Annotated in this window: 23 protein-coding genes; 16 read left to right on the top strand and 7 right to left on the bottom strand. The window is 45.5% G+C overall.

Annotation, left to right across the window (positions count from 1 at the left end; translation table 11 throughout):
* The first annotated feature begins 16 nt into the window (after window positions 1-16).
* The 9 genes from R7Q48_RS11870 (at window position 17) to pgpA (ending at window position 7,752) form a co-directional block, all read left to right on the top strand.
* Window positions 17-1,267 carry a glutamate-5-semialdehyde dehydrogenase gene (locus R7Q48_RS11870; RefSeq protein WP_031780851.1) on the top strand — a complete coding sequence of 417 codons (1,251 nt, stop codon included), beginning with the start codon at window positions 17-19 and terminating at the stop codon, window positions 1,265-1,267.
* Window positions 1,268-1,473: 206 nt separating this feature from the next.
* Entirely contained in the window at window positions 1,474-1,923 is a 450-nt protein-coding gene (gene nrdR, locus R7Q48_RS11865; protein WP_005381578.1) for a transcriptional regulator NrdR, read from the top strand.
* Window positions 1,924-1,930: 7 nt separating this feature from the next.
* Complete coding sequence (gene ribD, locus R7Q48_RS11860; protein ID WP_318132295.1) at window positions 1,931-3,058, top strand: bifunctional diaminohydroxyphosphoribosylaminopyrimidine deaminase/5-amino-6-(5-phosphoribosylamino)uracil reductase RibD; 1,128 nt, start codon at window positions 1,931-1,933, stop codon at window positions 3,056-3,058.
* A gap of 8 nt (window positions 3,059-3,066) precedes the next feature.
* Window positions 3,067-3,720, top strand: a complete 654-nt coding sequence (locus R7Q48_RS11855) for a riboflavin synthase (protein WP_005381574.1) — start codon at window positions 3,067-3,069, stop codon at window positions 3,718-3,720.
* 173 nt (window positions 3,721-3,893) lie between these two features.
* A complete protein-coding gene (ribBA, locus tag R7Q48_RS11850; protein WP_005381573.1) occupies window positions 3,894-5,003 on the top strand; it encodes a bifunctional 3,4-dihydroxy-2-butanone-4-phosphate synthase/GTP cyclohydrolase II in 1,110 nt (369 codons plus the stop codon).
* Between the two features lie 169 nt (window positions 5,004-5,172).
* Window positions 5,173-5,643 (top strand): 6,7-dimethyl-8-ribityllumazine synthase, encoded by a 471-nt coding sequence (ribE, locus tag R7Q48_RS11845; protein WP_005381572.1) that lies wholly within the window; start codon window positions 5,173-5,175, stop codon window positions 5,641-5,643.
* Window positions 5,643-6,110, top strand: coding sequence for a transcription antitermination factor NusB (gene nusB, locus R7Q48_RS11840; protein WP_005381571.1), 468 nt, complete (start codon window positions 5,643-5,645; stop codon window positions 6,108-6,110). Before ribE ends, nusB begins: the two co-directional genes overlap by 1 nt.
* Window positions 6,111-6,188: 78 nt before the next feature.
* Window positions 6,189-7,154: a thiamine-phosphate kinase gene (gene thiL / locus R7Q48_RS11835; RefSeq protein WP_005381570.1), complete on the top strand. Its 966-nt coding sequence runs from the start codon at window positions 6,189-6,191 to the stop codon at window positions 7,152-7,154.
* A gap of 91 nt (window positions 7,155-7,245) precedes the next feature.
* Complete coding sequence (pgpA, locus tag R7Q48_RS11830; protein WP_031780838.1) at window positions 7,246-7,752, top strand: phosphatidylglycerophosphatase A; 507 nt, start codon at window positions 7,246-7,248, stop codon at window positions 7,750-7,752.
* A gap of 49 nt (window positions 7,753-7,801) precedes the next feature.
* Here the strand turns inward: pgpA and dxs are convergent, their stop codons facing one another.
* The 3 genes from dxs to xseB are packed head-to-tail and all read right to left on the bottom strand — an operon-like array spanning window position 7,802 to window position 10,836.
* The gene (gene dxs / locus R7Q48_RS11825) at window positions 7,802-9,667 is read right to left on the bottom strand and encodes a 1-deoxy-D-xylulose-5-phosphate synthase (protein ID WP_318132294.1); all 1,866 of its coding nucleotides are present in this window, start codon (window positions 9,665-9,667) and stop codon (window positions 7,802-7,804) included.
* A gap of 20 nt (window positions 9,668-9,687) precedes the next feature.
* Window positions 9,688-10,572 carry a (2E,6E)-farnesyl diphosphate synthase gene (gene ispA, locus R7Q48_RS11820; protein ID WP_318132293.1) on the bottom strand — a complete coding sequence of 295 codons (885 nt, stop codon included), beginning with the start codon at window positions 10,570-10,572 and terminating at the stop codon, window positions 9,688-9,690.
* Window positions 10,573-10,593: 21 nt separating this feature from the next.
* On the bottom strand, window positions 10,594-10,836 hold the full coding sequence (gene xseB, locus R7Q48_RS11815; RefSeq protein ID WP_005381566.1) for an exodeoxyribonuclease VII small subunit: 243 nt from the start codon (window positions 10,834-10,836) through the stop codon (window positions 10,594-10,596).
* 263 nt (window positions 10,837-11,099) lie between these two features.
* On the opposite strand from xseB, the gene pomA reads away from it, so the two are divergent.
* The 7 genes from pomA (at window position 11,100) to rlmM (ending at window position 17,994) form a co-directional block, all read left to right on the top strand.
* A complete protein-coding gene (pomA, locus tag R7Q48_RS11810; RefSeq protein ID WP_005381564.1) occupies window positions 11,100-11,861 on the top strand; it encodes a flagellar motor protein PomA in 762 nt (253 codons plus the stop codon).
* 14 nt (window positions 11,862-11,875) lie between these two features.
* Complete coding sequence (locus R7Q48_RS11805) at window positions 11,876-12,823, top strand: flagellar motor protein MotB (RefSeq protein WP_047102078.1); 948 nt, start codon at window positions 11,876-11,878, stop codon at window positions 12,821-12,823.
* A 211-nt stretch (window positions 12,824-13,034) separates the two neighbouring features.
* On the top strand, window positions 13,035-14,483 hold the full coding sequence (gene thiI / locus R7Q48_RS11800; RefSeq protein ID WP_005383617.1) for a tRNA uracil 4-sulfurtransferase ThiI: 1,449 nt from the start codon (window positions 13,035-13,037) through the stop codon (window positions 14,481-14,483).
* 510 nt (window positions 14,484-14,993) lie between these two features.
* Window positions 14,994-15,914: a transcriptional regulator GcvA gene (locus R7Q48_RS11795; RefSeq protein WP_005383616.1), complete on the top strand. Its 921-nt coding sequence runs from the start codon at window positions 14,994-14,996 to the stop codon at window positions 15,912-15,914.
* A complete protein-coding gene (locus R7Q48_RS11790) occupies window positions 15,895-16,518 on the top strand; it encodes an alpha/beta family hydrolase (RefSeq protein WP_256903235.1) in 624 nt (207 codons plus the stop codon). The genes R7Q48_RS11795 and R7Q48_RS11790 overlap by 20 nt, the downstream gene beginning before the upstream one ends.
* Window positions 16,508-16,906, top strand: a complete 399-nt coding sequence (locus R7Q48_RS11785) for a DUF423 domain-containing protein (protein WP_047010151.1) — start codon at window positions 16,508-16,510, stop codon at window positions 16,904-16,906. Before R7Q48_RS11790 ends, R7Q48_RS11785 begins: the two co-directional genes overlap by 11 nt.
* Complete coding sequence (gene rlmM / locus R7Q48_RS11780; protein ID WP_017820611.1) at window positions 16,903-17,994, top strand: 23S rRNA (cytidine(2498)-2'-O)-methyltransferase RlmM; 1,092 nt, start codon at window positions 16,903-16,905, stop codon at window positions 17,992-17,994. The genes R7Q48_RS11785 and rlmM overlap by 4 nt, the downstream gene beginning before the upstream one ends.
* Before the next feature lie 108 nt (window positions 17,995-18,102).
* Here rlmM and xni read toward each other — a convergent pair whose 3' ends face one another.
* The 4 genes from xni to R7Q48_RS11760 form a co-directional block, all read right to left on the bottom strand.
* On the bottom strand, window positions 18,103-18,885 hold the full coding sequence (gene xni / locus R7Q48_RS11775) for a flap endonuclease Xni (RefSeq protein WP_318132292.1): 783 nt from the start codon (window positions 18,883-18,885) through the stop codon (window positions 18,103-18,105).
* Window positions 18,886-18,943: 58 nt separating this feature from the next.
* A complete protein-coding gene (gene ppnN, locus R7Q48_RS11770; RefSeq protein ID WP_005383611.1) occupies window positions 18,944-20,320 on the bottom strand; it encodes a nucleotide 5'-monophosphate nucleosidase PpnN in 1,377 nt (458 codons plus the stop codon).
* 291 nt (window positions 20,321-20,611) lie between these two features.
* Window positions 20,612-22,177: a sensor domain-containing diguanylate cyclase gene (locus tag R7Q48_RS11765; protein WP_005381978.1), complete on the bottom strand. Its 1,566-nt coding sequence runs from the start codon at window positions 22,175-22,177 to the stop codon at window positions 20,612-20,614.
* Between the two features lie 98 nt (window positions 22,178-22,275).
* On the bottom strand, window positions 22,276-24,558 hold the full coding sequence (locus R7Q48_RS11760; protein ID WP_262582615.1) for a tetratricopeptide repeat protein: 2,283 nt from the start codon (window positions 24,556-24,558) through the stop codon (window positions 22,276-22,278).
* Between the last annotated feature and the right edge of the window lie 51 nt (window positions 24,559-24,609).

Below are 24,609 nucleotides of genomic sequence, written 5' to 3'. Positions count from 1 at the left end.
ATTAGAGGGAAGCAAAGTGGATTTAACGAATATGGGTAAAGCTGCTAAAGATGCAGCTTTCGAATTAGCGACAGCGTCAACTGCGCAAAAAAACCAAGCATTAGCCATCATTGCTGATGAGCTAGAAGCAAACTCTGCTGCTATTTTGGCGGCAAACGCTAAAGACATCGAACTTGGCCGTGAAGCGGGTTTAACCGATGCGCTGCTCGATCGCCTTTTGCTTAACGAAGAACGATTGACTGCAATTGCGAATGATGTTCGCAACGTCATTAGCCTGAACGATCCTGTAGGCAGCGAAATAGACAGTAAGGTACTGGAAAATGGGATGTCACTGTCTCGTCGTCGCGTGCCGCTTGGTGTCGTGGGCGTAATTTATGAAGCGCGTCCAAACGTAACCATTGATATCGCAGCGTTGTGCTTGAAAACCGGCAACGCAAGCATTTTACGTGGTGGCAAAGAGACCTTTTTCTCGAATATGGAATTAGTGAAGGTTATTCAGTCTGCGCTCGCAAAGGCGAACCTTCCTGCCGCTTCTGTGCAGTACATTGAAAAACCAGATCGTGAGCTTGTTTCTCAATTGCTTAAGTTGGACGATTACGTCGACATGATCATTCCACGCGGTGGTGCTGGCCTACACAAAATGTGTAAAGAAAACAGCACGATTCCGGTGATTATTGGTGGCTTTGGTATCAGCCATATCTTTGTCGACGAATCCGCTGATCTAGAGAAATCCCTGAATGTGGTTGAGAACTCTAAAGTTCAACGTCCATCTGCGTGTAACTCATTAGATACGCTGCTCGTGCATGAAAAAATTGCAGCGCAACTCCTACCAATGATCGTAGAGCGCATGAACGATAAAGTGACCTTCGTGACAGAGCCTAAGGCAAAAGCACTGATGGCTCAAGCAACACAAATTCGCGATGCTGTTGAAGGTGACTTTGATACGGAATGGTTGAGCTACACTCTTGGTGTAAAAGTTGTGTCTGATGTGAAAGATGCCATTGATCATATGCGTGTCCATAACGCGAGCCACTCAGATGCGATCATGACCAATAGTTTGGAAAACTCAGAACTGTTCATCAATTCTGTCGGTTCGGCGGCGGTTTATGTGAATGCTTCAACGCGCTTTACAGACGGTGCGCAATTTGGCCTTGGCGCAGAAGTCGCAGTATCTACACAAAAGCTACATGCACGCGGTCCGATGGGCTTAGAAGAGCTAACTAGCTACAAGTGGGTTGGTAAAGCGAACTACTTAGCACGCAGTTAACACATTCGACGAGATCTTGAGTGAAAAAGGGGCCTTTGCGCCCCTTTTTGTTTTGTCTAACATACCAATTCCGCTACACTACATGAGCTTTTATTTCGGTTTGAAAGCGTTATACCCAAATAGCTTTAATAGAGTCCGTATAACCATGAACGCGTGGTTATCCGTGATTGCTCATGAGGTTATTTTGGTATAGATATGGAGGTGATATGCATTGTCCTTTTTGTTCCGAGAACGATACCAAAGTTATTGATTCCCGCTTAGTGGCTGATGGCCATCAAGTTCGACGTCGCCGTCAGTGCTTGGCGTGTAGCGAGCGTTTCACTACGTTTGAAAGCGCAGAGTTAGTGATGCCTAAAGTGATCAAATCGAATGGCAACCGTGAACCATTTGATGAAGATAAAATGGTTGGCGGTATTCAACGCGCTTTAGAGAAACGCCCAGTGAGTGCCGATTCTATAGAGTTAGCGATCAGTATGATCAAATCACAACTGCGTGCGACGGGTGAGCGAGAGGTTCCGAGTGAAATGATTGGTAATTTAGTCATGGACCAGCTCAAAGAGCTCGATAAGGTGGCTTACATTCGTTTCGCTTCCGTTTACCGCAGCTTTGAAGATATTCGCGAGTTTGGCGAAGAGATTGCCCGCCTAGAAGACTGAGTAGCTCATGACTCAACACTCTCCTGAAAGAGCGTTTTCTGATTTAGATTTCGCCATGATGTCACGAGCTATTAAGTTAGCGAAACGTGGCATTTATACCACCGCCCCTAATCCAAATGTAGGGTGTGTCATCGTTCGTGATGAAGAAATTGTCGGTGAAGGCTATCACCATCGTGCTGGTGAGCCGCATGCCGAAGTGCACGCGATGCGCATGGCGGGTGAAAAAGCAGTTGGTGCAACCGCTTATGTGACGCTAGAACCTTGCTCTCATTACGGCCGTACACCGCCATGTGCCGAAGGGCTGATTAAAGCCAAAGTGGCACGTGTGGTTTGCGCCATGGTAGACCCAAACCCGAAAGTTGCAGGTCGCGGCATCCAGATGTTGCGTGATGCCGGAGTTGAAGTACAAATCGGCTTGTTAGAGCAAGATGCCCTTGCCCTTAACCCTGGTTTTATAAAGTACATGCGTACAGGCATGCCGTTTGTTCAATTAAAAATGGCAGCCAGTTTGGATGGGCAAAGCGCACTCAATAATGGTCAGAGCCAATGGATCACCTCCCCAGCGGCCCGCCAAGATGTGCAGCGTTATCGAGCAATGAGTGGTGGCATTCTTTCTACTAGCAAAACGGTGATTGATGATAATGCATCACTCAACGTGCGCTGGGATGACTTACCTGATAGTGTTCAAGCGCAGTACTTACAAGAAGAGCTTCGTCAACCAGTACGTGTAATCTTAGATCGTCAGAACCATTTAACTGATGCGCTCAAGCTGTTCCATACCGATGGAGAGCGAGTTATTGTTCGCTCTGATGGAGACTGTATCCCTCTATTGGACAGCGCTGACCAAATTGACTTATCAACGACATTAAAACGTATCTCGGATGAGCACCACATCAATCACTTATGGGTTGAAGCTGGAGCTACGCTAGCGAGTGCGATGATGAAGGCTAATCTTGTAGATGAGCTCATTGTTTACCTTGCGCCAAAACTCATGGGCAGCGATGGTCGGGGGCTTATCGGTGCTTTAGGGTTAAGCGCTATGGCTGACGTCATAGATTTAAACATTACAGACGTTCGTATGGTTGGGGTAGACATTCGCATCACCGCCACCATAAAACGTAATGAAATTAGATAAGAAATAGTATGTTTACAGGAATAGTAGAAGCAGTTGGCAAGTTAGCTGCGATTACGCCGAAGGGCGAAGACATCACCGTCACGGTTGAAACGGGTACGCTTGATATGTCAGACGTTAAGTTAGGCGATAGCATTGCGACCAATGGTGTTTGCTTAACGGTAGTTGACTTCGGAAGCCACTATTACAGTGCTGATCTGTCATTAGAAACCTTGAAGAAAACTGGGTTTGCTGAATACCAAGTAGGCGATAAGGTGAATCTAGAAAAAGCCATGTTGCCAACAACGCGATTGGGTGGACATATCGTTTCTGGCCATGTCGATGGGGTTGGTGAAATTGTCGAACGCAATTCAGTTGGCCGTGCGATAGAGTTTTGGGTTGCAATGCCTGCGGAAATTAGCAAGTACGTTGCAGAGAAAGGCTCGATTACTGTTGATGGTATTAGCCTAACCGTCAACGACTTACGTAAAAATGCTTTTAAGCTGACGATCGTTCCTCATACGAGTGAAGAAACTACGATTGACCAGTTTCAAGTGGGGCGCAAAGTCAACTTAGAAGTTGATGTACTTGCGCGTTATATGGAGCGTTTACTGCAAGGACAACAAGAAGATAAGGCCGAGTCTCGTATCACGATGGACTTTTTACAGCAAAACGGTTTTGCATAAGTCTTGGGAGTGGCTGCGTGAGGCATGCGATAAAGAGCAGACTCACAGAACACCGCGAGATTCATTGACTTGCTTAATGCAAAGCTCAAACTATTGACGTAACTAGCATTCACTGCAACGTAATTTTTCATTGCTGTCGCAATAACAAATTTAGAATAACGGGATAACAGACTATGCCAATCAGTACGCCACAAGAAATTATTGATGATATTCGCGCAGGCAAAATGGTCATCCTAATGGATGATGAAGACCGCGAGAATGAAGGTGACTTGATCATGGCTGCCGAGCATATTACGCCGGAAGCCATCAACTTTATGGCAACCTATGGCCGTGGCCTGATTTGTTTAACCATGACCAAAGATCGTTGCGAAAGTCTAGGTCTGCCACCAATGGTGCAAGACAATAATGCGCAATACACCACCAACTTTACTGTTTCGATTGAGGCAGCAGAAGGGGTAACGACTGGTATTTCAGCCGCAGATCGCGCACGTACCGTTCAAGCAGCAGTCGCGCCAAACGCTAAAGCTGCGGATTTGGTGCAGCCTGGTCACATCTTCCCTCTCGCAGCTCAAGACGGCGGTGTACTGACTCGCGCAGGTCACACTGAAGCTGGCTGTGATTTGGCTCGTCTTGCTGGTTTAGAGCCAGCATCGGTGATTGTTGAGATCTTAAATGACGACGGCACCATGGCTCGTCGCCCAGATCTAGAGATCTTTGCAGAGAAGCACGGTATTAAATTGGGCACTATTGCCGACCTAATTGAGTACCGCAATAACACTGAGACAACGATTGAACGTGTGGCAGAGTGCAAGCTACCGACAGAGTTTGGCGAGTTCACGTTAGTCACTTACAAAGACACCATTGATAACCAAGTGCACTACGCAATGTGCAAGGGCGATTTGAAAGAAAAAGCGCCACTGGTTCGCGTTCATCTTCAAGACGTTTTTACCGACTTACTACGTAGCGATCGTAATGCAGAGCGCAGCTGGACACTAGATAAGGCAATGAAACGCATTGGTGAAGAAGGCGGTGTGCTGGTTGTTCTTGGCCATGAAGAATCGACTGATCTACTTATTCATCGCGTGAAGATGTTCGAAGCGCAAGACAAAGGTGAAGCCCCAACGCTTGCTAAAAAACAAGGCACGTCTCGCCGTGTTGGCGTTGGTTCACAGATTCTTGCGGATCTCGGTGTACATGATATGCGTCTTCTGTCATCGACCAACAAAAAGTACCACGCGTTAGGTGGTTTTGGTCTGAACGTTGTTGAGTACGTCTGCGAGTAACAACCGAACAATAAGTTCCTAGTCTTTGACGTGCTTAACTCGTCAATGGCTAGGAACCGGTGATTTGCCTCCAATTTCCATTAGATATTGCTCACAAATTTGTGCTAGAATCCGGCGATTCTCACTTGATGAACATATTTCACTTATAAATAGAGTTAAAGGAAAGCTTATGAAAGTGATCGAGGGTGGCTTCCCAGCGCCAAATGCAAAAATTGCTATCGTTATTTCTCGTTTCAACAGTTTTATTAACGAAAGCCTACTTTCTGGTGCGATCGATACACTAAAGCGTCACGGACAAGTAAGCGAAGACAACATCACGGTTGTGCGTTGTCCAGGTGCCGTAGAACTACCTCTAGTAGCTCAGCGTGTTGCTAAAACTGGCAAATTCGACGCTATTGTTTCTCTAGGGTCTGTTATTCGCGGTGGAACGCCTCACTTTGACTATGTTTGTAGTGAAATGAACAAAGGTCTAGCACAAGTGTCTATGGAATTCAGCATTCCGGTAGCATTTGGTGTTTTGACTGTTGATACGATCGATCAAGCGATTGAACGCGCAGGAACCAAGGCTGGTAATAAAGGTGCAGAGGCTGCACTAAGCGCACTTGAAATGATTAATGTACTATCTGAAATTGATTCCTAATGGGGGCCAGTGTGAAACCAGCCGCACGTCGTAACGCACGTCAATTCGCTCTACAGGCGATCTACTCATGGCAAATTACTAAAGAGAATGTTGCCAAGATTGAAGAACAGTTTTTGTCTGGCGACAAATACGATGAAGAAGAACTTCATGCATCTGAGCCAGCGCTTGCTGCTCCAGAGACAGACGTAGCTTACTTCCGTGAACTATTAAGCGGTGTTGTACTTAGCCACGCTGAGCTAGATAGCAAAATTCGTCCATACATCTCTCGTCCTATGCAGGATTTAGATATGATGGAACTTGCTCTTCTTCGCCTTGCTATGTACGAGATGACTCGTCGCGAAGATGTTCCTTACAAAGTTGTTATCAATGAAGCGATTGAACTTGCAAAAGTTTTCGCAGCAGAAGATAGCCACAAGTTTGTGAATGGTGTACTTGATAAAGCAGCACCTCACATTCGTAAGAAATAACGATTTCTTCAATGAAAAGGTCAGCACATGCTGACCTTTTTTGTATCAAAAGCTTTTACATCAAAAAGTAAGTGAATTATGTCTGGTGAATTTAATCTGATAGACAAGTACTTCGTCGGTCGTCAGAGCCAACGTAAAGATGTCCATCTAGCCGCTGGTGATGATTGTGCTTTGGTCAAAGCGCCAGCTAATGTTCAGATTGCGATTAGCACGGATACATTGGTAGCTGGAACGCATTTCTTAGCCGACGCGAACCCAGCATGGGTCGCACACAAAGCATTGGCTTCTAACATCAGTGATTTGGCGGCGATGGGCGCAACGCCTGCGTGGGTGAGCTTTGCATTAACGATGCCTGAGCCAGATGAAGAATGGCTTGCTCCTTTCTGTGATGCATTTTTCGAACTGGCTGATTACTATGGTATTCAGTTAATAGGCGGTGATACCACCAAAGGGCCATTGTGTCTGACACTCACGGTGCAAGGTTTTGTACCTGAAGACAAAGCGCTCACGCGATCCGGAGCCAAGCCTGGGGATTGGGTATATGTAACGGGAAACCTTGGCGATGCAAAAGCTGGCTTGGATGTGATTCTAGATGACTCTCTGCGCAGCAGAGCCGGCGCGGAAGCACTAGAGCGAGCTCATTACCTTAGTTCTCCGCGTGTGCTTGCTGGACAAGCTCTTGTTGGCTTAGCCTCGTCGGCGATAGATATTTCAGATGGTTTAATCTCTGATATTAAGCACATTTTACAGCGATCTCAGGTTGGGGTGAGTATTGATGTCTCTCAGCTACCGATCTCTTCAGAATTAGTCCAGTTTTTAGATGATAAGATCAGCGCGCAGCAGTATGCTTTAGCAAGTGGCGAAGAATACGAGTTGTGTTTTACCGTGCCGGAGCAAAATCGAGGCTCGTTACAAAGCGCTTTATCTCATACTGGCTGTAAGGTCACATGTATTGGTCAAATCCGACCAAATGGAACCTTCGAGCTGCATGATAACAATCAACCACTTGATTGGGACTTAAGTGGCTTCGACCACTTTAAATGATCTGAGCTAAGCTCTAGCCAAGAGCCTGTTACTATTGAGCAACTCACAGGCATGACGATTGAAACCAAACTAGCAGTATAGGTTTAAGGATATGACCAACCCTCTTTCTCTGATTTCATTAAAGAACCCGTGGCATCTATTGGCGACGGGTTTTGGCAGTGGATTATCCCCGTTTATCCCTGGAACAATGGGCACACTGGCGGCCGTGCCTTTCTTTTTGTTGTTGGCACAATTACCATTTACGGCGTATGTCATTGTTGTTCTGATTTCGTGTGTGATCGGCATTCAAATATGCCAAGTGACGTCTGCAGACATGAAGGTGCATGATCATGGTTCAATCGTATGGGATGAGTTTGCAGGCTTTTGGATTACGATGAGCATTGTACCTGCACTGAATATTCCACTCACTGAATGGAAGTGGTTGATCACTGGCTTCATCTTATTTCGTTTTTTCGATATGGTAAAACCTTGGCCAATTGGGTGGCTAGATAAGCGAGTTCACGGTGGGCTGGGTATTATGGTTGATGATATCGTGGCGGGAGTTATGGCTGGTGTTGCCCTGTTTCTAGTCGCAAAATATGCGGGCTGGATGAATTAAACGTTGACCGTAAAAAAAGGGATGCTATGAGCATCCCTTTTTTTACATTCTATTTTGCTAAATAATCCAAGATGGATTTTTCAATTCCTTTTGCATCGAGACCAAGCTCTTCATGCAGTTCATCTTGTGTTCCCTGATGAATAAACTCATCTGGTAAACCTAGGTTCAACACAGGTTTAATGATTTTATCTTTCATCATGAACTCAACGACACCAGCACCAGCACCACCCGCGATAACATTTTCTTCTAACGTCACGAGCACGTCATGATCTGTGGCTAATTGACGAATTAATGCTTCATCGAGCGGCTTCACAAAGCGCATATCAGCAACAGTGGCGTTAAGGTATTCTGCCGCTTCTAGCGCGTTACCCAAGAAAGTACCAAAGTTCAGAATAGCAACTTTTTCACCTTGGCGAACCATGCGCCCTTTACCGATTTCTAACGCCGTAAACTCAGTTTCGATTTCTACGCCCATGCCGCTACCACGAGGGTATCGAACCGCACTCGGGCCAGAATGCTTATGGCCAGTGTAAAGCATTTGTCGGCACTCGTTTTCGTCGCTTGGCGCCATGATCACCATGTTCGGAATACAGCGCATAAAGCTTAGATCGAACGCACCTTGGTGAGTTTGACCATCTGCGCCAACGAGACCTGCGCGGTCGATCGCAAACATCACTGGTAAGTCCATGATCGCGATGTCGTGGATCAATTGGTCATAACCACGTTGCAAGAAAGTCGAATAGATAGCAACGATTGGATGATCGCCCGCAATTGCCATGCCTGTTGCCAGTGTTACAGCGTGCTGCTCAGCAATCGCCACATCAAAGTATTGGTCTGGGTACTCTTTTGAGAAACGCACCATACCCGAGCCTTCGCGCATCGCTGGCGTAATTGCCATTAGCTTAGGATCTTGGGCCGCCATGTCACATAAAAAGTCACCGAAGATCTTTGAGTAAGTTGGCTTACCGCCACTGCTCTTCGGCAGACAATTATGCGTTGGATCGAATTTAGGAACACCATGGTAGCCGATAGGATCTTTCTCGGCAGGCTCATAACCTTTGCCTTTCTTGGTCATGATGTGTAGGAACTGAGGACCTTTGAGCTCACGCATATTTTTCAGCGTTTTGACGAGTTCATTGACGTCGTGCCCATCAATCGGGCCAATGTAATTAAAGCCGAACTCTTCGAACAGAGTACCAGGCACTACCATGCCTTTTAGGTGCTCTTCCGTACGGCGAACCAACTCTTTAATAGGTGGAACACCAGACAGCACTTTTTTACCGCCTTCACGGATAGAAGTGTACAAGCTACCAGAAAGTACCTTCGCAAGGTGGTTATTCAGGGCGCCGACGTTTTCTGAAATCGACATTTCGTTGTCGTTCAAAATCACCAACATATCAGGATGAACGTCGCCAGCGTGGTTCATGGCTTCGAATGCCATGCCTGCTGTAATTGCGCCATCGCCAATCACACTGATGACTTTGCGACCTTTACCTTCTTTTTGTGCGCTGATGGCCATGCCAAGACCTGCACTAATCGATGTCGAAGAGTGGCCGACAGATAAGGTGTCATATTCACTTTCTTCACGCCAAGGGAAAGGGTGTAGACCATCCTTTTGGCGAATTGTTGGCATTTTATCGCGACGTCCGGTGAGGATTTTATGCGGGTAAGCCTGATGACCAACATCCCAGATCAATTTGTCGATAGGGGTGTTGTAAACATAATGCAGAGCGACAGTTAGCTCTACGGTGCCTAAGCCAGACGCTAAGTGTCCGCTAGATTGGCTCACTGAATTTAGCAGATACGTTCGCAGTTCATCACACAGATTTGGTAATGTTTCTTTCGGAAGAAGACGTAATTCTTCCGGTGTATTTGCTAACGCCAGTGTTGGGTACTTTGAAATATCAAGAGTCATATAAATGCGCGCTTATAGTGTTAATTTTTGCGCTCGATGACATATCGGGCGAACTCTTCGAGTAACTGAGTATTGTATGGGATAGCTTCCAATGCTTGAAGTGCTTCCTGTAACAGAGTGTGAGCTTTCTCTATGGCTCCCTCTAAACCCAGCAGGGAAGGATAAGTGCTCTTATTCAGACCTTGGTCGGAACCTTGAGGCTTACCCAGTGTTTCTGTGTCACTGATGATATCAAGAATATCGTCTTGAACCTGAAACGCCAAACCAATTGCTTTTGAGTAGCGCTCCAAGTGAGGTAGAACCTCGATACCTTTATCACCAGCAGCTAATGCACCTAATTTTACCGCACAATCAATCAGAGCTCCGGTTTTTTTACGGTGTATCTCTTCCATTTCTTCAAGAGAAACTTGGCGATTTTCCGCGCCTAAATCTAAGGCTTGCCCTACACACATGCCGCTGGCACCAGAGGAATGCGCTAAGGCTTTGATCATGTTGATGCGTTGAGCTTCTGCCGCCGGGCTTAATTGACCATCAGCAATAATAGTGAAGGCAAGGGTTTGTAGTGCATCACCTGTCAGTATTGCGGTTGCTTCATCAAACTTAATATGACAAGTTGGTTGACCTCGACGCAGTTCATCATCGTCCATGGCTGGCAGATCATCATGAATGAGTGAGTAGGCATGTATACATTCGATAGCAGCGGCGGGGGTGTCTAAGTCTTCAGGTTTACAGCCGAGCATTTGACCTGTGATGTAAACAAGAAAAGGGCGAACGCGTTTCCCACCTAGCAAAAGGCCGTATTTCATTGCTTGAATCAATGGCTGCTCTTGATATGGAAGCTGATCGAGCCACAAATTCAATTGCTGATTGTTTCTTTGTTGAAAAGACGTCAATGTCTGTTGCATCACATTGCTCACTACTGATTGTTATTCTGAATCTGGTTTGAAGTCACTCAGTGGTGCTTCATCATCTTCACTAAGAAGAATGCTCACGCGCTGTTCGGCGTCGCTTAATTTAGTTTGGCCTGCACGAGCTAAGGCAATGCCTCGTTCAAACTTACGCAGGGCATCATCTAGAGCAAGATCGCCATTTTCTAATTGATCAACCAAGCTATCAAGCTCTTCAATGGTTGCTTCAAAGGTCATGTTTTCTGGTTTCTTGACCGCCATCTTTTTTCTGCCTTAATCAAGCCTCGGGTAAGATGCACGAAAGTTACCTTAGCCTAGTAACTTGGTCAAATTTAACCTTATATAATTGTCACAAAATTAGCGTTCAACGAGTCTAAGCGGTGAAACCCCATATTTTGGTTGAGGTTGTTAAGTGTAATTTGTGATCCATTAGCTAAGATTTTTCTAAAAATTCTGCGCGAGTTGTCGATACAGGTAATAATCCGCCCAATGGCAGTATTTGAGTATAGCGTGAGGAGTGCTTTGTGGATTTAGCAACCCTATTAGGTTTGATTGGTGGTTTTGCATTCGTCATTATGGCGATGGTGCTTGGTGGCAGCATCGGCATGTTTGTCGATGTCACGTCGATCCTTATTGTCGTTGGTGGCTCAATATTCGTCGTGTTGATGAAGTTCACAATGGGACAGTTTTTTGGTGCGACAAAGATTGCTGGCAAAGCCTTCATGTTTAAAGCGGATGAACCCGAAGACCTGATCGCAAAAATTGTGGAAATGGCCGATGCGGCGCGTAAAGGTGGTTTTCTTGCTCTTGAAGAGATGGAAATAAACAACACATTCATGCAGAAAGGCATTGATCTACTGGTTGATGGCCATGATGCCGACGTTGTGAGAGCGGCACTCAAAAAAGACATCGCGCTTACGGATGAACGACATACGCAAGGTACTGGCGTATTTCGCGCCTTTGGCGACGTTGCTCCTGCGATGGGAATGATTGGCACCTTGGTTGGTCTTGTTGCGATGCTTTCAAACATGGATGACCCTAAAGCGATTGGACCAGCAATGGCCGTTGCACTCTTGACCACATTGTATGGCGCGATCCTGTCCAATATGGTGTTTTTCCCTATTGCGGATAAGCTTTCTCTTCGCCGTGACCAAGAAACGCTAAATCGCCGTTTGATCATGGATGGCGTATTAGCGATTCAAGATGGCCAAAACCCGCGAGTGATCGATAGTTACTTGAAGAACTACCTCAATGAAGGTAAACGTGCCCTTGAGATTGACGAGTAACTTGGAGAGTCGTGATGGATGATGAAGATAACAAATGCGATTGTCCGCCACCTGGCCTCCCGTTATGGATGGGGACATTTGCAGATTTGATGTCGCTACTGATGTGTTTCTTTGTTCTTCTGCTCTCGTTTTCTGAGATGGATGTACTGAAGTTCAAACAAATTGCAGGATCAATGAAATTTGCCTTCGGTGTGCAAAATCAGCTTGAAGTGAAAGACATTCCCAAAGGTACTAGCATTATTGCCCAAGAGTTTCGACCGGGTCGGCCGGAGCCAACTCCGATTGATGTCATCATGCAGCAAACCATGGACATCACTCAGCAGACGCTCGAATTTCATGAAGGGGAGTCTGATCGAGCTGGTGGCACAAAACGTGATGAAGGCAAGTTAACGGGTGGGCAATCGCCAGAAACGTCAACTCAAAACAATGAATCTGCCGAAGCGGACATGCAGCAACAGCAATCTAAAGAGATGTCGCAAGAGATGGAAACCTTGATGGAAAGCATCAAGAAAGCCTTAGAGCGAGAGATTGAACAAGGCGCCATTGAAGTTGAAAACCTCGGTCAGCAGATTGTTATACGTGTGCGTGAAAAAGGTGCATTCCCAGAAGGTTCGGCCTTCTTGCAGCCTAAGTTTCGTCCTTTAGTTCGTCAGATTGCAGAGCTAGTAAAAGACGTGCCAGGCATTGTGCGAGTATCTGGCCATACAGACAATCGACCGCTAGACTCGGAACTTTATCGTTCTAACTGGGATCTCTCTTCTCAGCGTGCAGTATCAGTCGCGCAAGAGATGGAGAAAGTGAGAGGCTTCTCTCATCAACGTTTAAGAGTACGAGGCATGGCGGATACGGAACCCTTGTTACCGAATGATTCTGATGAAAATCGCGCGCTTAACCGACGGGTTGAAATCAGCATTATGCAAGGCGAGCCTCTCTACAGTGAAGAAGTGCCGGTAATTCAATAACTAGGCTTTAGTTTTAAGTCAGTAAAGAGATAAGAAAGCGAGCAGATTGCTCGCTTTTTTTGTTTTTCCAATCCGCTTGGGTGTATAATCTTGCGCCTTAAAAGTGAGCTCAGACTACTTTTTGTGACTGAAACGCGGTTTTACTGCGTATGAAGTATTGAAGTTGAGTGTCACTCTTTGTTGATTGCGAAACTAACCTGCGAATTAGACTATGAAATTTATTGTAAAGCCCCATCCAGAAATTTTTGTAAAAAGTGAATCTGTGCGTAAGCGCTTCACAAAGATTTTAGAGTGCAACATTCGTAACATCATTAAGAGCCGCACGGAGTCTGTCGCGGTATTTAACCGTCGTGATCACATTGAAGTGACCTCTGAGAGTAACGAATTCCACGCTGAAGTTCTTGAGGTTTTGACTCATACACCAGGCATTCACCACGTACTGGAAGTGAAGCAAACTGAATTTAAAGACTTGCACGATATCTTCGAGCAAGTGCTAGAACTCAACCGTGCTGCACTCGAAAATAAAACCTTTGTTGTACGTGCGAAGCGTCGTGGCAAGCATGACTTTACCTCCATTGAACTAGAGCGTTATGTAGGCGGTGGTTTAAATCAAGCGATTGAAAGCGCTAGTGTTAAGCTACGAAACCCAGACGTGACGATCAAGGTAGAAGTCTCGAACGACAAGCTAAACCAAGTATTGTCTCGTCATAAAGGCCTAGGTGGTTTCCCTCTGGGTACGCAAGAAGACGTGTTAAGCCTGATCTCGGGTGGTTTCGATTCTGGTGTTTCAAGCTATCTTCATATCAAGCGTGGTTCAAAAGTACATTACTGCTTCTTTAACTTAGGTGGTCCAGCACACGAAATCGGCGTTAAGCAGGTTTCTCACTACCTATGGAACAAATACGGTTCTTCAGCAAAAGTACGTTTTATCTCAGTTGATTTCGAGCCTGTGGTTGCGGAAATCCTAGAGAAAGTCGATGACGGCCAAATGGGCGTGATCTTGAAGCGTATGTTTATGCGTGCAGCAGGCATGATCGCTCAGAAGATGAAGATCGAAGCATTGGTAACAGGTGAAGCACTAGGTCAAGTATCGAGCCAAACGCTAACCAATCTACGCCACATCGATAACGTAACTGACACGCTGATTCTGCGTCCACTTATCAACTGGGATAAAGAAGACATCATCAATCTAGCACGTGAAATCGGCACAGAAGATTTCGCAAAGACAATGCCAGAATACTGTGGTGTTATCTCTAAGAAGCCAACCGTGAAAGCGGTGAAAGGCAAGCTAGAAGCTGAAGAAGAGAAATTCGACTTCAGTATCCTTGAGCAAGTGGTTCAAGAAGCTCGCATGATGGACATTCGTGATATCGCGAAAGAGTCTGAGCAAGCCGCACCAGAAGTAGAGCAAGTTCAAGCGGTAGAAGAGCACGCGGTTGTGCTAGATATTCGTAGTCCTGAAGAGGAAGACGATAACCCACTTGAAATCGAAGGTGTGGATGTGAAACATATCCCTTTCTACAAGCTGGGTACACAGTTTGGTGACTTAGACCAGTCTAAGACATACCTACTTTACTGTGACCGCGGTGTGATGAGCCGTCTGCAAGCGCTTTACTTGCAAGAGCAAGGCTTCAGCAACGTAAAAGTTTACCGTCCATAGCTGACTGTTAAAATACGTTAAAAGGCGCAAATTGAGACATCAATTTGCGCCTTTTTTGTTTTTGATCGCGTTACAGACAACCATTACTTAGCATAATGTTGAGGCTCATCGCAAAGCCATACACTTTGTGTTGATATAACGATAATTAATCCGAAAGAAGAGTAATAAAGTGATATTGCTGCCAGATATGCGGATGAGATTTTTGATAGATAAAAAAACACCGCCTAATTTAGGCGGTGTAACAAATTTGACAGACAGGTCAAAAATAAATACAGGAAGTATATGTTTTGTCACAGGGAGTGTGGACAAAACATTATGGTAGAAATCTACCTAACTCGAAATACGAGTTTGCAAACACAACATCGCAACAACGAAGCCAATTGATTTCCAAAGAAATCAAGCCGTTCAGGCCCGTGTTGCGGGGTGAAATATAGAATTTATCTGGCTGTTCGACAACGGACATTTTATAATGTTTCAGATTAAAAAAACTAATCCTATTAGAGGTCCCATATGTCTCGCAGATTGCCTCCATTAAATTCGCTTCGAGTCTTCGAAGCGGCTGCTCGTCATCTCAGTTTTACACGAGCAGCAGAAGAGTTATTTGTTACTCAAGCCGCGGTCAGTCACCAGATTAAAGCGCTTGAAGAGTTCTTATCATTGAAGCTCTTCCGTCGACGTAATCGTTCTTTGTTGTTAACAGAAGAAGGCCAAAGTTACTTTCTCGATATCAAAGATATTTTCACCTCGATTGCGGAAGCGACAGATAAGGTGTTGGAACGTAGCGAAAAAGGGGCATTGACGATTAGCCTACCGCCGAGTTTTGCTATCCAATGGCTTGTACCTCGTTTGGCCGATTTTAATGCTCAAGAGCCCGATATCGATGTACGTATTAAAGCCGTAGATATGGATGAAGGCTCACTGACTGATGATGTTGATGTGGCGATCTACTATGGCCGTGGGAACTGGCCAGGTTTGCGAGCAGATAAATTGTACCAAGAGTTTTTGATCCCACTTTGTTCACCTTCATTACTTTTGGGTAACAAACCATTAGAATCTTTAAGTGACCTCAAATTACATACTTTGTTACACGATACTTCGCGTAAAGACTGGAAGCAGTTTGCTCGTCATTACAACATTGAAGGCATCAACGTAAACCACGGTCCTATTTTTAGTCACTCAACGATGGTGCTACAGGCTGCTGCGCACGGTCAGGGGGTCGCGCTCGGTAACAACGTACTCGCCAAACCTGAAATGGAAGCCGGGCGACTCATTGCACCATTCGACGAGGTGTTGATATCTAAGAATGCATTTTATGTGGTGTGTCATGAACAGCAGGCAGATATGGGCCGAATCGCAACGTTTAGAGATTGGATGTTAGCAACCGCGAGAAAAGAACAAGAGGAAGTATTGGATGAATCACTGGATAGCTGAGGGGCCTGAAAACGGACCGCTGTTTATTTTTGCTCACGGCGCAGGTGCGGGGATGGAGCATGACTTCATGACAGCTGTCGCTAAAGGATTAGTGGAGCAAGGTATTCGTGTAGTGCGTTTTAATTTCCCTTACATGGTGAAACGTTCGGAAGATGGCAAAAAGCGTCCGCCCGATCGCGCGCCAAAGTTGCTTGAAGCATACAGCGAAGCGATCGCTCACTTTACTTCTTCTCCCGTGGTTATTGGTGGTAAGTCAATGGGCGGTCGTATGTCGAGCTTGTTGGCTGAAAATGAGCTGGTGGCGGGCATTGCCTGTTTAGGGTTTCCATTTCACCCGCCGGGAAAGCCAGAGAAATACAAAGGCGAACACTTAGCAACCATTGAGAAACCTACGCTGATTCTGCAAGGGGAACGAGACACCTTTGGTAAGCGTGAGGAATTCGATGATTTCGTCCTTTCGTCACAAGTAACGGTGAGCTTTTTACCTGATGGTGACCACAGCTTCAAACCGCGCAAGATCTCAGGTCATACTGAAGTGGGTAACATTGCACTCGCGATAGAGCAGTTAGCGGCGTTTATAAAAGAGGTGTACAGTGAAAAGTAAGTGGTTACTCTCATTCTCTGGTTTGTCTGGTCTGCTTTCGGTCGCTCTTGGAGCATTTGCTGCTCATGGGCTAAAAGCGACACTGGCCCCTTATTTGCTCGGTGTATTTGAGACCGGAGTTCTGTATCAATTTATTCACACGTTGGCGATTGTGTTTTGTGCCATTCTGCTTCTGCTCAATTTGGGACAAAAAGCACAAAAATATTTTTTCATTGCGGCGATTTGCTTTATTATCGGCATCTTTTGTTTTAGCGGCAGTCTTTACGCGCTGGCGCTGACGGGCATTAAGTGGTTTGGGCCAATTACTCCTGTAGGAGGGTTGCTGTTCATGATTGGTTGGTGTCTGTTCTTTTTTGCTGCGTTCAATATCAAAGAGGTCTCCAAGTGAAACAACTAATGCTCTATTGCCGTTCTGGCTTTGAGAAAGAGTGTGCTGGTGAAATTCAGGACAAAGCGACACAGTTGGAAGTGTATGGCTTCCCTCGTGTGAAGAGAAACTCAGGTTATGTTGTCTTCGAGTGTTACCAAGATGGAGATGCCGACAAACTTGCGAGAGGTTTAGACTTTAAGTCTTTAATTTTTGCTCGACAAATGTTTGCGGTAGCAGCTGAGTTTCAATCGTTGCCAAGTGATGACCGCATTAGTCCAATTTTGAATGAACTAGCAGACATTGAAGCATTCCCTCGTTGTGGTGATTTGAGAATTGAAACGCCAGATACAAATGAAGCGAAAGAGCTACTGAAATTCTGCCGTAAGTTTACCGTCCCAATGCGTCAAGCGTTGCGCGGCAAAGGCTTAATGCTGAACAAAGATAACGCGAAAAAACCAGTACTGCACATTTGCTTTGTTGAGCCTGGCCACTGTTACGTTGGTTACTCTTACACTGACAACAACTCACAGTTCTTCATGGGTATCCCTCGCCTTAAATTCCCAGCAGACGCTCCAAGTCGTTCAACACTTAAACTGGAAGAAGCATTTCATGTCTTTATTCCACGTGAAGAGTGGGATGAGCGTTTGGCACCAGGTATGTGGGGTGTGGATTTAGGTGCATGTCCAGGCGGTTGGACGTACCAATTAGTGAAGCGCTCAATGTTCGTTCACTGCGTTGATAACGGCATGATGGCAGACAGTTTGATGGAAACTGGCCAGATCAAACACCATATGGTGGATGGCTTTAAGTTCGAACCAGACCGCAAGAACGTAACATGGATTGTTTGTGACATGGTGGAAAAGCCAGCTCGTGTTGCTCACCTGATGGGACAGTGGCTGTTAAAAGGTTGGGCAAAAGAGGCCATCTTTAACCTTAAGCTGCCAATGAAAGGGCGTTATGACGAAGTGCTGCAAGACCTTGAAAATCTGAAGCAGTTCCTCATTGATAATAAGGTAAAGTTCAAGCTACAAGCTAAACATTTGTATCATGATCGTGAAGAAATCACGATTCATATCCAATGTCTGTCGAATATTTCACCTTACTAACTTTATTCCCTGAGTCTTTTGGGGATAGTGATTAGAATAGAAAAAGCGCCTTCAAATGGCGCTTTTTTAATATCTGAGGGTTTCATGGTGTGAAACTACCATCGGGCACTACTCCGCTTTGTTTGGCCCTAAAAAGCGAATATCTTGCAAGTTAAAGCCTAGTTCTATATCGCACTTTAAAGCGGCGACGCGTTTACATAAACGAGCAGACTCAATGTGCTCATCCAATTTTTTACGGTATTTCGGTACGAGATCTTTACTAGCGTAGGCAGCTTCAATACTCTCAAACTGAGTGAGAATCTCTTTCGCTGCTTTCGGGCCAATTCCAGGTACGCCCGGAACCTGGCTAGAGCTTATCCCTGTCAATCCCCAGTAACCCGCTAGTTGACTTGGTTTTACGCCGAACTCTTTTTCGATAAATGGTTCATCTAACCAACGATGTTGGAAATAATCACGGATTTGTAGGGTAGGGGAAAGTAGCTGGCAGTAACCTTTGTCAGTCGAAACGATGGTGACTTTTTCACCATGGCTGGCCACTTTCGTTGCGAGTGTAGCAACCAAATCATCTGCTTCATCGCCTTCAGACAGCAATGAATCAATACCTTGCTCCCACCACGCTTGTTGAATCGCATCTAACCCTTGCAGTAGTGGCAGAGGCATTGGTTTTCGGTTTTGCTTATAGTCAGGGAGAATTTCAGCACGCCAACCTCTGTCTTGTTCGTGGTGATCAAAAACCGCGATGATGTGTGTCGGGTTGGCCTCTGACAGAATGCGAGTGAGGGTTCTTTGCGTTGTGGTTATGGTTCTTGCTATGTCGGTTGGATCTGGTTGTGCTGAGTGCACTCGGCGGATCAGGTTTAGGGCATCAATGATAACAAGATGAATAGACATAATGACTTAGCAATAAAAAAGGGGCGTAATGCCCCTAGTGTAACGAATGCTAGCCTGACTATCGACCACCAATTTCCGGGTGAGCGATTCGATAACACGGTTCGTAGTCTGAACCGCCAGGTAATTTCATTCGGTGCTGTTCGACAAAGTCTTTTAGCAACTTATCGAGTTTTTTCATGAGGACTGCGTCGCCATGAATGGTGAAAGGCCCTCTACGTTCTATTTCTCGAATACCTTCAGCCTTTACGTTACCTGCCACTATGCCAGAGAAGGCTTGACGCAAGTTGGCCGCTAAAACTTGCGGTTCTTGATCTAGGCTTAAATCCAATTGTTCCATCGACTCATGAGTAGGCTCGAATGGCAGTTGGAAGTTTGGCTCAATTTTCAATGACCAGTTAAAGCTGTACGCATCGCCTTTCTCTTTTCGGTGAAGGCGTACCGAGTCCATGGAGCGTTTCATAATACGAGCGACTTCTGCCGGGTCATCAATGATGATCTCGTAGTGCTTTTGCCCTTCCTCACCAAGTGTGTCGCGAATGAACTCATCAATAGAGCGGAAGTACTCTTCACTTTCTTTTGGTCCTGTTAATACGATAGGCATTGGCTGATCGGCGTTATCCGGGTGCATCATGATGCCAAGGATGTACAGTAGCTCTTCCGCTGTGCCTGGGCCTCCTGGGAAAATAACGATACCATGAGCCATACGGACGAAAGCTTCCAAGCGCTTTTCGATGTCGGGCATGATGACCAGTTCATTTACTATTGGGTTTGGTGGCTCGGCCGCAATAATCGAGGGTTCGGTTAAACCAAGATAACGTTGCTGAGTATAACGTTGCTTTGCGTGCCCAATCGCTGCACCTTTCATCGGCCCTTCCATTGCGCCAGGGCCGCAACCTGTACAGATGTTAAGTTCACGCAGGCCCAGTTCGTTACCCACTTCACGTGTGTACTGATACTCCACTCCATTGATAGAGTGACCACCCCAACATACGACAAGATTCGGTGCGATACCTGGAGTTAATGCTCTTGCATTACGAAGAATGCCGAATACGAGGTTCGTAATGTGAATTGGGTTAGTAAGGTTGAGCCGTTGGGCGTCTGCCAAATGCATGTTTACGTAAACGATATCACGCAATACGGAGAACAGATGCTCTTGGATACCTTTAATTATTTCGCCGTCAACAAAAGCGTGCTCTGGCGGATTAGTCAGCTCAAGCTTAATACCACGCTCACGACGCACGACGTTGACATCAAACGATTGGTATTTATCGAGCAGTTCTTTCGAGTTATCGGTATGGCTACCGGAGTTCAACACCGCTAATGTGCAATTACGGTATAGCTGATAAAGTTCACTCGAGGCTGTGTTCTTTAAGCGCTCTACTTCTAGTTGAGATAGCAAGTCCATGCTACCAGCGGGGCTTATATGGGTAATCATAACGCCTCCTTGTGTTGCATTAATTTGAGGGAAAGTACCAACTTACCTTTTTGGTGTTATACGTATGATTTGATGAAAGGTAGTTGGCCGATTTGGTTTTATGGTTATCAACTCCCAAGCAACCTCAAGATGATACATTTGCCTTTTATAAATACATCATCTTGAAGTGACTTGGGTTTTTACAGCTTAGCAGACTAAAAGGGAAGAAATGTGATAACTCGTTGAAAATGGGTGGTTATAAAGCGTAGATTGCACCAAATTTGGTTTATTTGCTCGCTTTTTGTACGAATCTTAGCTCCAGTTAAGCTGGTTTGTTCCACGTTTTTTAGCGTCCGCAAGCATCTTGCCAAGACGATCGAGCACATACTCTGGCGTATCGGACTCTTTGAAAGACGTCGATACAGCAGCTAAGGTAATCATGATATTTTGCTCACGGAACTTAAAGGGTAATTGGCTAATATCACGCTGGATATGCTTAATCAGATCCAGTGTGTATTCTTCAGATTGTTCCGGGACGAGTAGAATAAACTCCTCGCCACCAAAGCGAGCTACTGTTTCCGTTTCTGATACGCGCTTGTTAATAGTACGAGCGATGATCTTCAGCGCTTTATCGCCAGCCGTATAACCATAGCTATCATTCACCGCTTTGAAGTTGTCTACATCAAATAGCACAACACGAAGGTTTTGCTGAGAGCGAATCCAACGGCGATACTCTAGCTCTAGTCGATCGTTAAATGCAGTGCGGTTATAAACTTTAGTCAGCGGGTCGAGCAACATACGCTGAGCTTGGTCATCTAAGCGTCGACGATAATCTTGCGTAGTTTCAAATACCGCTTCGAGTTGGTTCTTACTGTAACTCAACCGTTCTTGCAGCGCTTGCTCTCGCTCTTCCGTCATTTTCAGTCGCTCTGTCAGCGACGCCATTTTTTCGAGAAGAGGCGTGATTTCTTTTTTCACAACCGCGATATCTTGAGCTTGATTAAGTGACTTTTGGCTTAATTCAACCAAGCTGTTCATTTCTGTGTTGAGCTCTTGGCGGTGTTCAAAGTAGGTATGATGCTGGTCGACGTTCTGATGAACGGTTTTTAGGTTACTTGCGAGAGAAGTGTTCAGCTGATCAAGGAATTGGCTAGACGCCTCGCGCTCGAACTTTGTTGCTTCGACAACCAATTTCAGCGTTGAGAGCGTAAGCTCAATGAGAGACTCGGCACTCACGCCAAGGAGCAACTTAGCGCGAATATCCAGCAATCTATCGCCTGATTCTCCTTCGAAATCCAGCTCTGTAATAGTATGTTGGAGGTCGCTGGCTAAGCACTCAAGCTGAGATCTGTCGGGATTGTTTTCAAATTCACTAAGATGTAGACGTGAATTAGACGTGATGATTTTCAGAGCGCGTTCGTAAATACTCAGTAGCTTAGTGGCTTGATCAGCTTTATTGCTGGCGTGAACTTCAGAGAAACTCATCAGGTTCCGTAGTTCACGTTTTAACTGCGCAGGTAAGCCAGTGACACGTTGCAGTGTTTCACCACTGTGCTTGATTTGTTCGTCAAGGTAACCGTTCTGTTTATCCATCGTCTTCGACTGCTGTTTGAGCATCCTCTCTAATACCGCTAAACGCGGGATAAGAGTGCTGATATCTTTTTGATGTTGCAGCTCTTGTTGGATTTCAAATAGGTAGTTGGATACCTGAGTATTCGAACCCTGGCAAGCTGAAGACAATGATGCCACAACGCGTTTAAGAACTTGTTGTTCACGTTTGAATTTGAGTGAAGTATCACGATGAGTCAGTCTGAGTTGGTCAAGTTGACAACTCAGCTGATGCAGCTGCGACTGAATATCGGATTCCAAGATTCCCATGAAGTGACTACGGTTAAGTCCATGTACTACTGACAATTATCTGATAATAACAAAAAACTTTATAGCGTCATTAGTTATTACGTTCAACAGGCGTTTAATTATCCATTTTTTAATATTTTCTTGATGTCGTCCTCATTCTTGTAGGACGAATGGATCTTGATCAGGCCTTGGCTAATGGCATGTTGACAGGCAGTTCTTATGTTACCTGTTGCAAAGCTAGCAGCAGGCGCATTATCGATGGCTTTTAAGAACACCCAGTGGCTTTGCTTATCCTTCAAGCTGACTTCTCGTGCGATGTGAGTCGCAAGCAACAACAGATCGAGTAATTCCTCATCGTTAATTGCAGTGTAGGCTCGGGGTAAGAACGGATAATCGCTGATGCCCATACGAATAATACGATTGACGTTGTGTTGCTGAGCGAACTCATTCACCCAAGTCTGGAATTTTTCGAACATGACTTCGGCAGAAGCATCACGGTCAGCGTTCGGTTCAATGTAGAGTAAGTTCGCATCTGAAAAATGGTAAAGACGCGACGGTTTTTCTATTTTTTCCGCAAGGAAGTCGCCAAATGCCCGTTCTAGTTCTAGACCTGCCTTATAGCCGTTATGGACGTACATGCTTCGTAAGAATGGCAAATCGATCATAACAAAGCGTAGGCGATCATTAAGTGGTTCGTGGATCAATTCACCCATTTGCCATTGCTCGAAAGTTTCGCTCGACTTTTTCAATGAGCGAGAAAGCTTAACATTCAGCATACGCAAGTTACGTAAACGAGAGCGAGAGTGGGTGAAGAGGTCGTTACGCAGTTTTTCGATTTCACTTGCTTGGCGCTGCATAATGACACCACGGCGCATAATGAACAAAAACATGACCAAGACAGTAATAAACAATGCAAATGAGATTTTCTGGAATTTACGATGCTCTCTTTCCACTTGCTCTAAGCGTTCTGATTGACCGATGTAATGGATGGTTTGTTCGGCAAATTCTTTTTGCTGACGGAACGCATCCTCACTGATTTGGTTAAGCTGCTTTTGTTCTAGACGAACGAGGTTGGTGTATTTTTTATAAGCTTGCAGAGAAAGTTTGTATTCGCCTGCCTGCTCGTAACCCAACCCAAGTAAACGGTATGACTGCTGCTTAATGAAGTTGTTATTTTCAGGTGACTTTTCAGCAAGTGCTAACGCCAGCTTAGCATTAGTAATGACGTCTTTACTGTCATTTTGATGATAAGCCAGACCTGACTGAAGCAGGGCAGCCTTTGCTTCAAGCTTAGGAATATTGGTGTATTCTAAAAGCTCTTTAGAGCGGTCTAAGTACTGCTCTGCTAGCGCGTAGTTATAGAGTTGTAGGTAGGTAGCCGCCAAGCTTAAGCGAATTTTAATGATTCTATTGATGTTCTTACTGGTACTTTCATGGTCAAGCACGTTGAAGTAATGCACTAACGCAAGGTTAAACTTACCCTGATAAAAGTAGATGTCGCCCATTTGCTCTAGGACGTCCGCTAGGATCGGAGAGCTAGGGTAAGAGTCATAAAAATCTGCGGCTTGAGATAAGTATTCGATCGCTTTGTCGTACACTCGTCGCTCCTGGAAGAGCCTAGCCAAAAGGCGATTCACTTTTGCTAATCTTGCACCACTGTTACTTTCAATAGATTGCCAATAACCGTATAGCAGCTCTGACAAAGCCAAATTGTATTTCTTGCTATTGAGGTAAAACTCGCCGACGGCTGTGTAGTAGTCGATCAAGGCTAACTCAGAGCGGCTATCGTCAAGCATGGTCTTTGCTTCAGAGTACAAGTTTTCCGCTTTAATGATATCGCCACTATGTGAAGCGAGGAGTGCTCTTTGCATCACTAGTCGGTAGCGAACGCTGTCGGTGCGTTGTAATACGGCATCGGCTTCATCGAGCTGTTGTTCAATTTGGTTAAGCGTGTCTTCCGCTTTTGAGTAGTTTTCGTCGTACATCCAAATCATTTGGTTGCGCATCAGCTGGAGATCTAAGTCCATGTACGGCAATTGATATTCTTGCGCTAAGCGTTCCGCTTTATTTAGGTGCTCGATAGCCGAACGAACATTACCCATGGCGTAATCTGCCTGAGCGATAATCTTGTGCGCTTCGATGGTGCTGCTTGGTGTGCGAACGCTACGATCTGTTTCGTCGCGAGACATGGCTGAAGGGCTGTCACTTTCTTTGCGTTCTGTTAGCTCACGCTGTGACAAATAGTTGGTTGCCGCTTGTTTTGCTTGTGATGGTTCTATTTCCGCCAATTGTTGTGCTTCGTTGAGTAACGCGGACGATAAAATGGTTGCATGAAGTGGCTGTACAAACAGCAAGCAAAGAAAGCCAATCAATTTGAATAGACGCGAACTGTCCCAAAACATCCTTTCGTTCCCTCGAACTGTTTTTAGATATGGCGATAACGGCGAAAAGCC

The sequence above is a fragment of the Vibrio sp. 378 genome (assembly GCF_033339435.1).
This window is presented reverse-complemented; position numbering and strand designations above follow the sequence as displayed.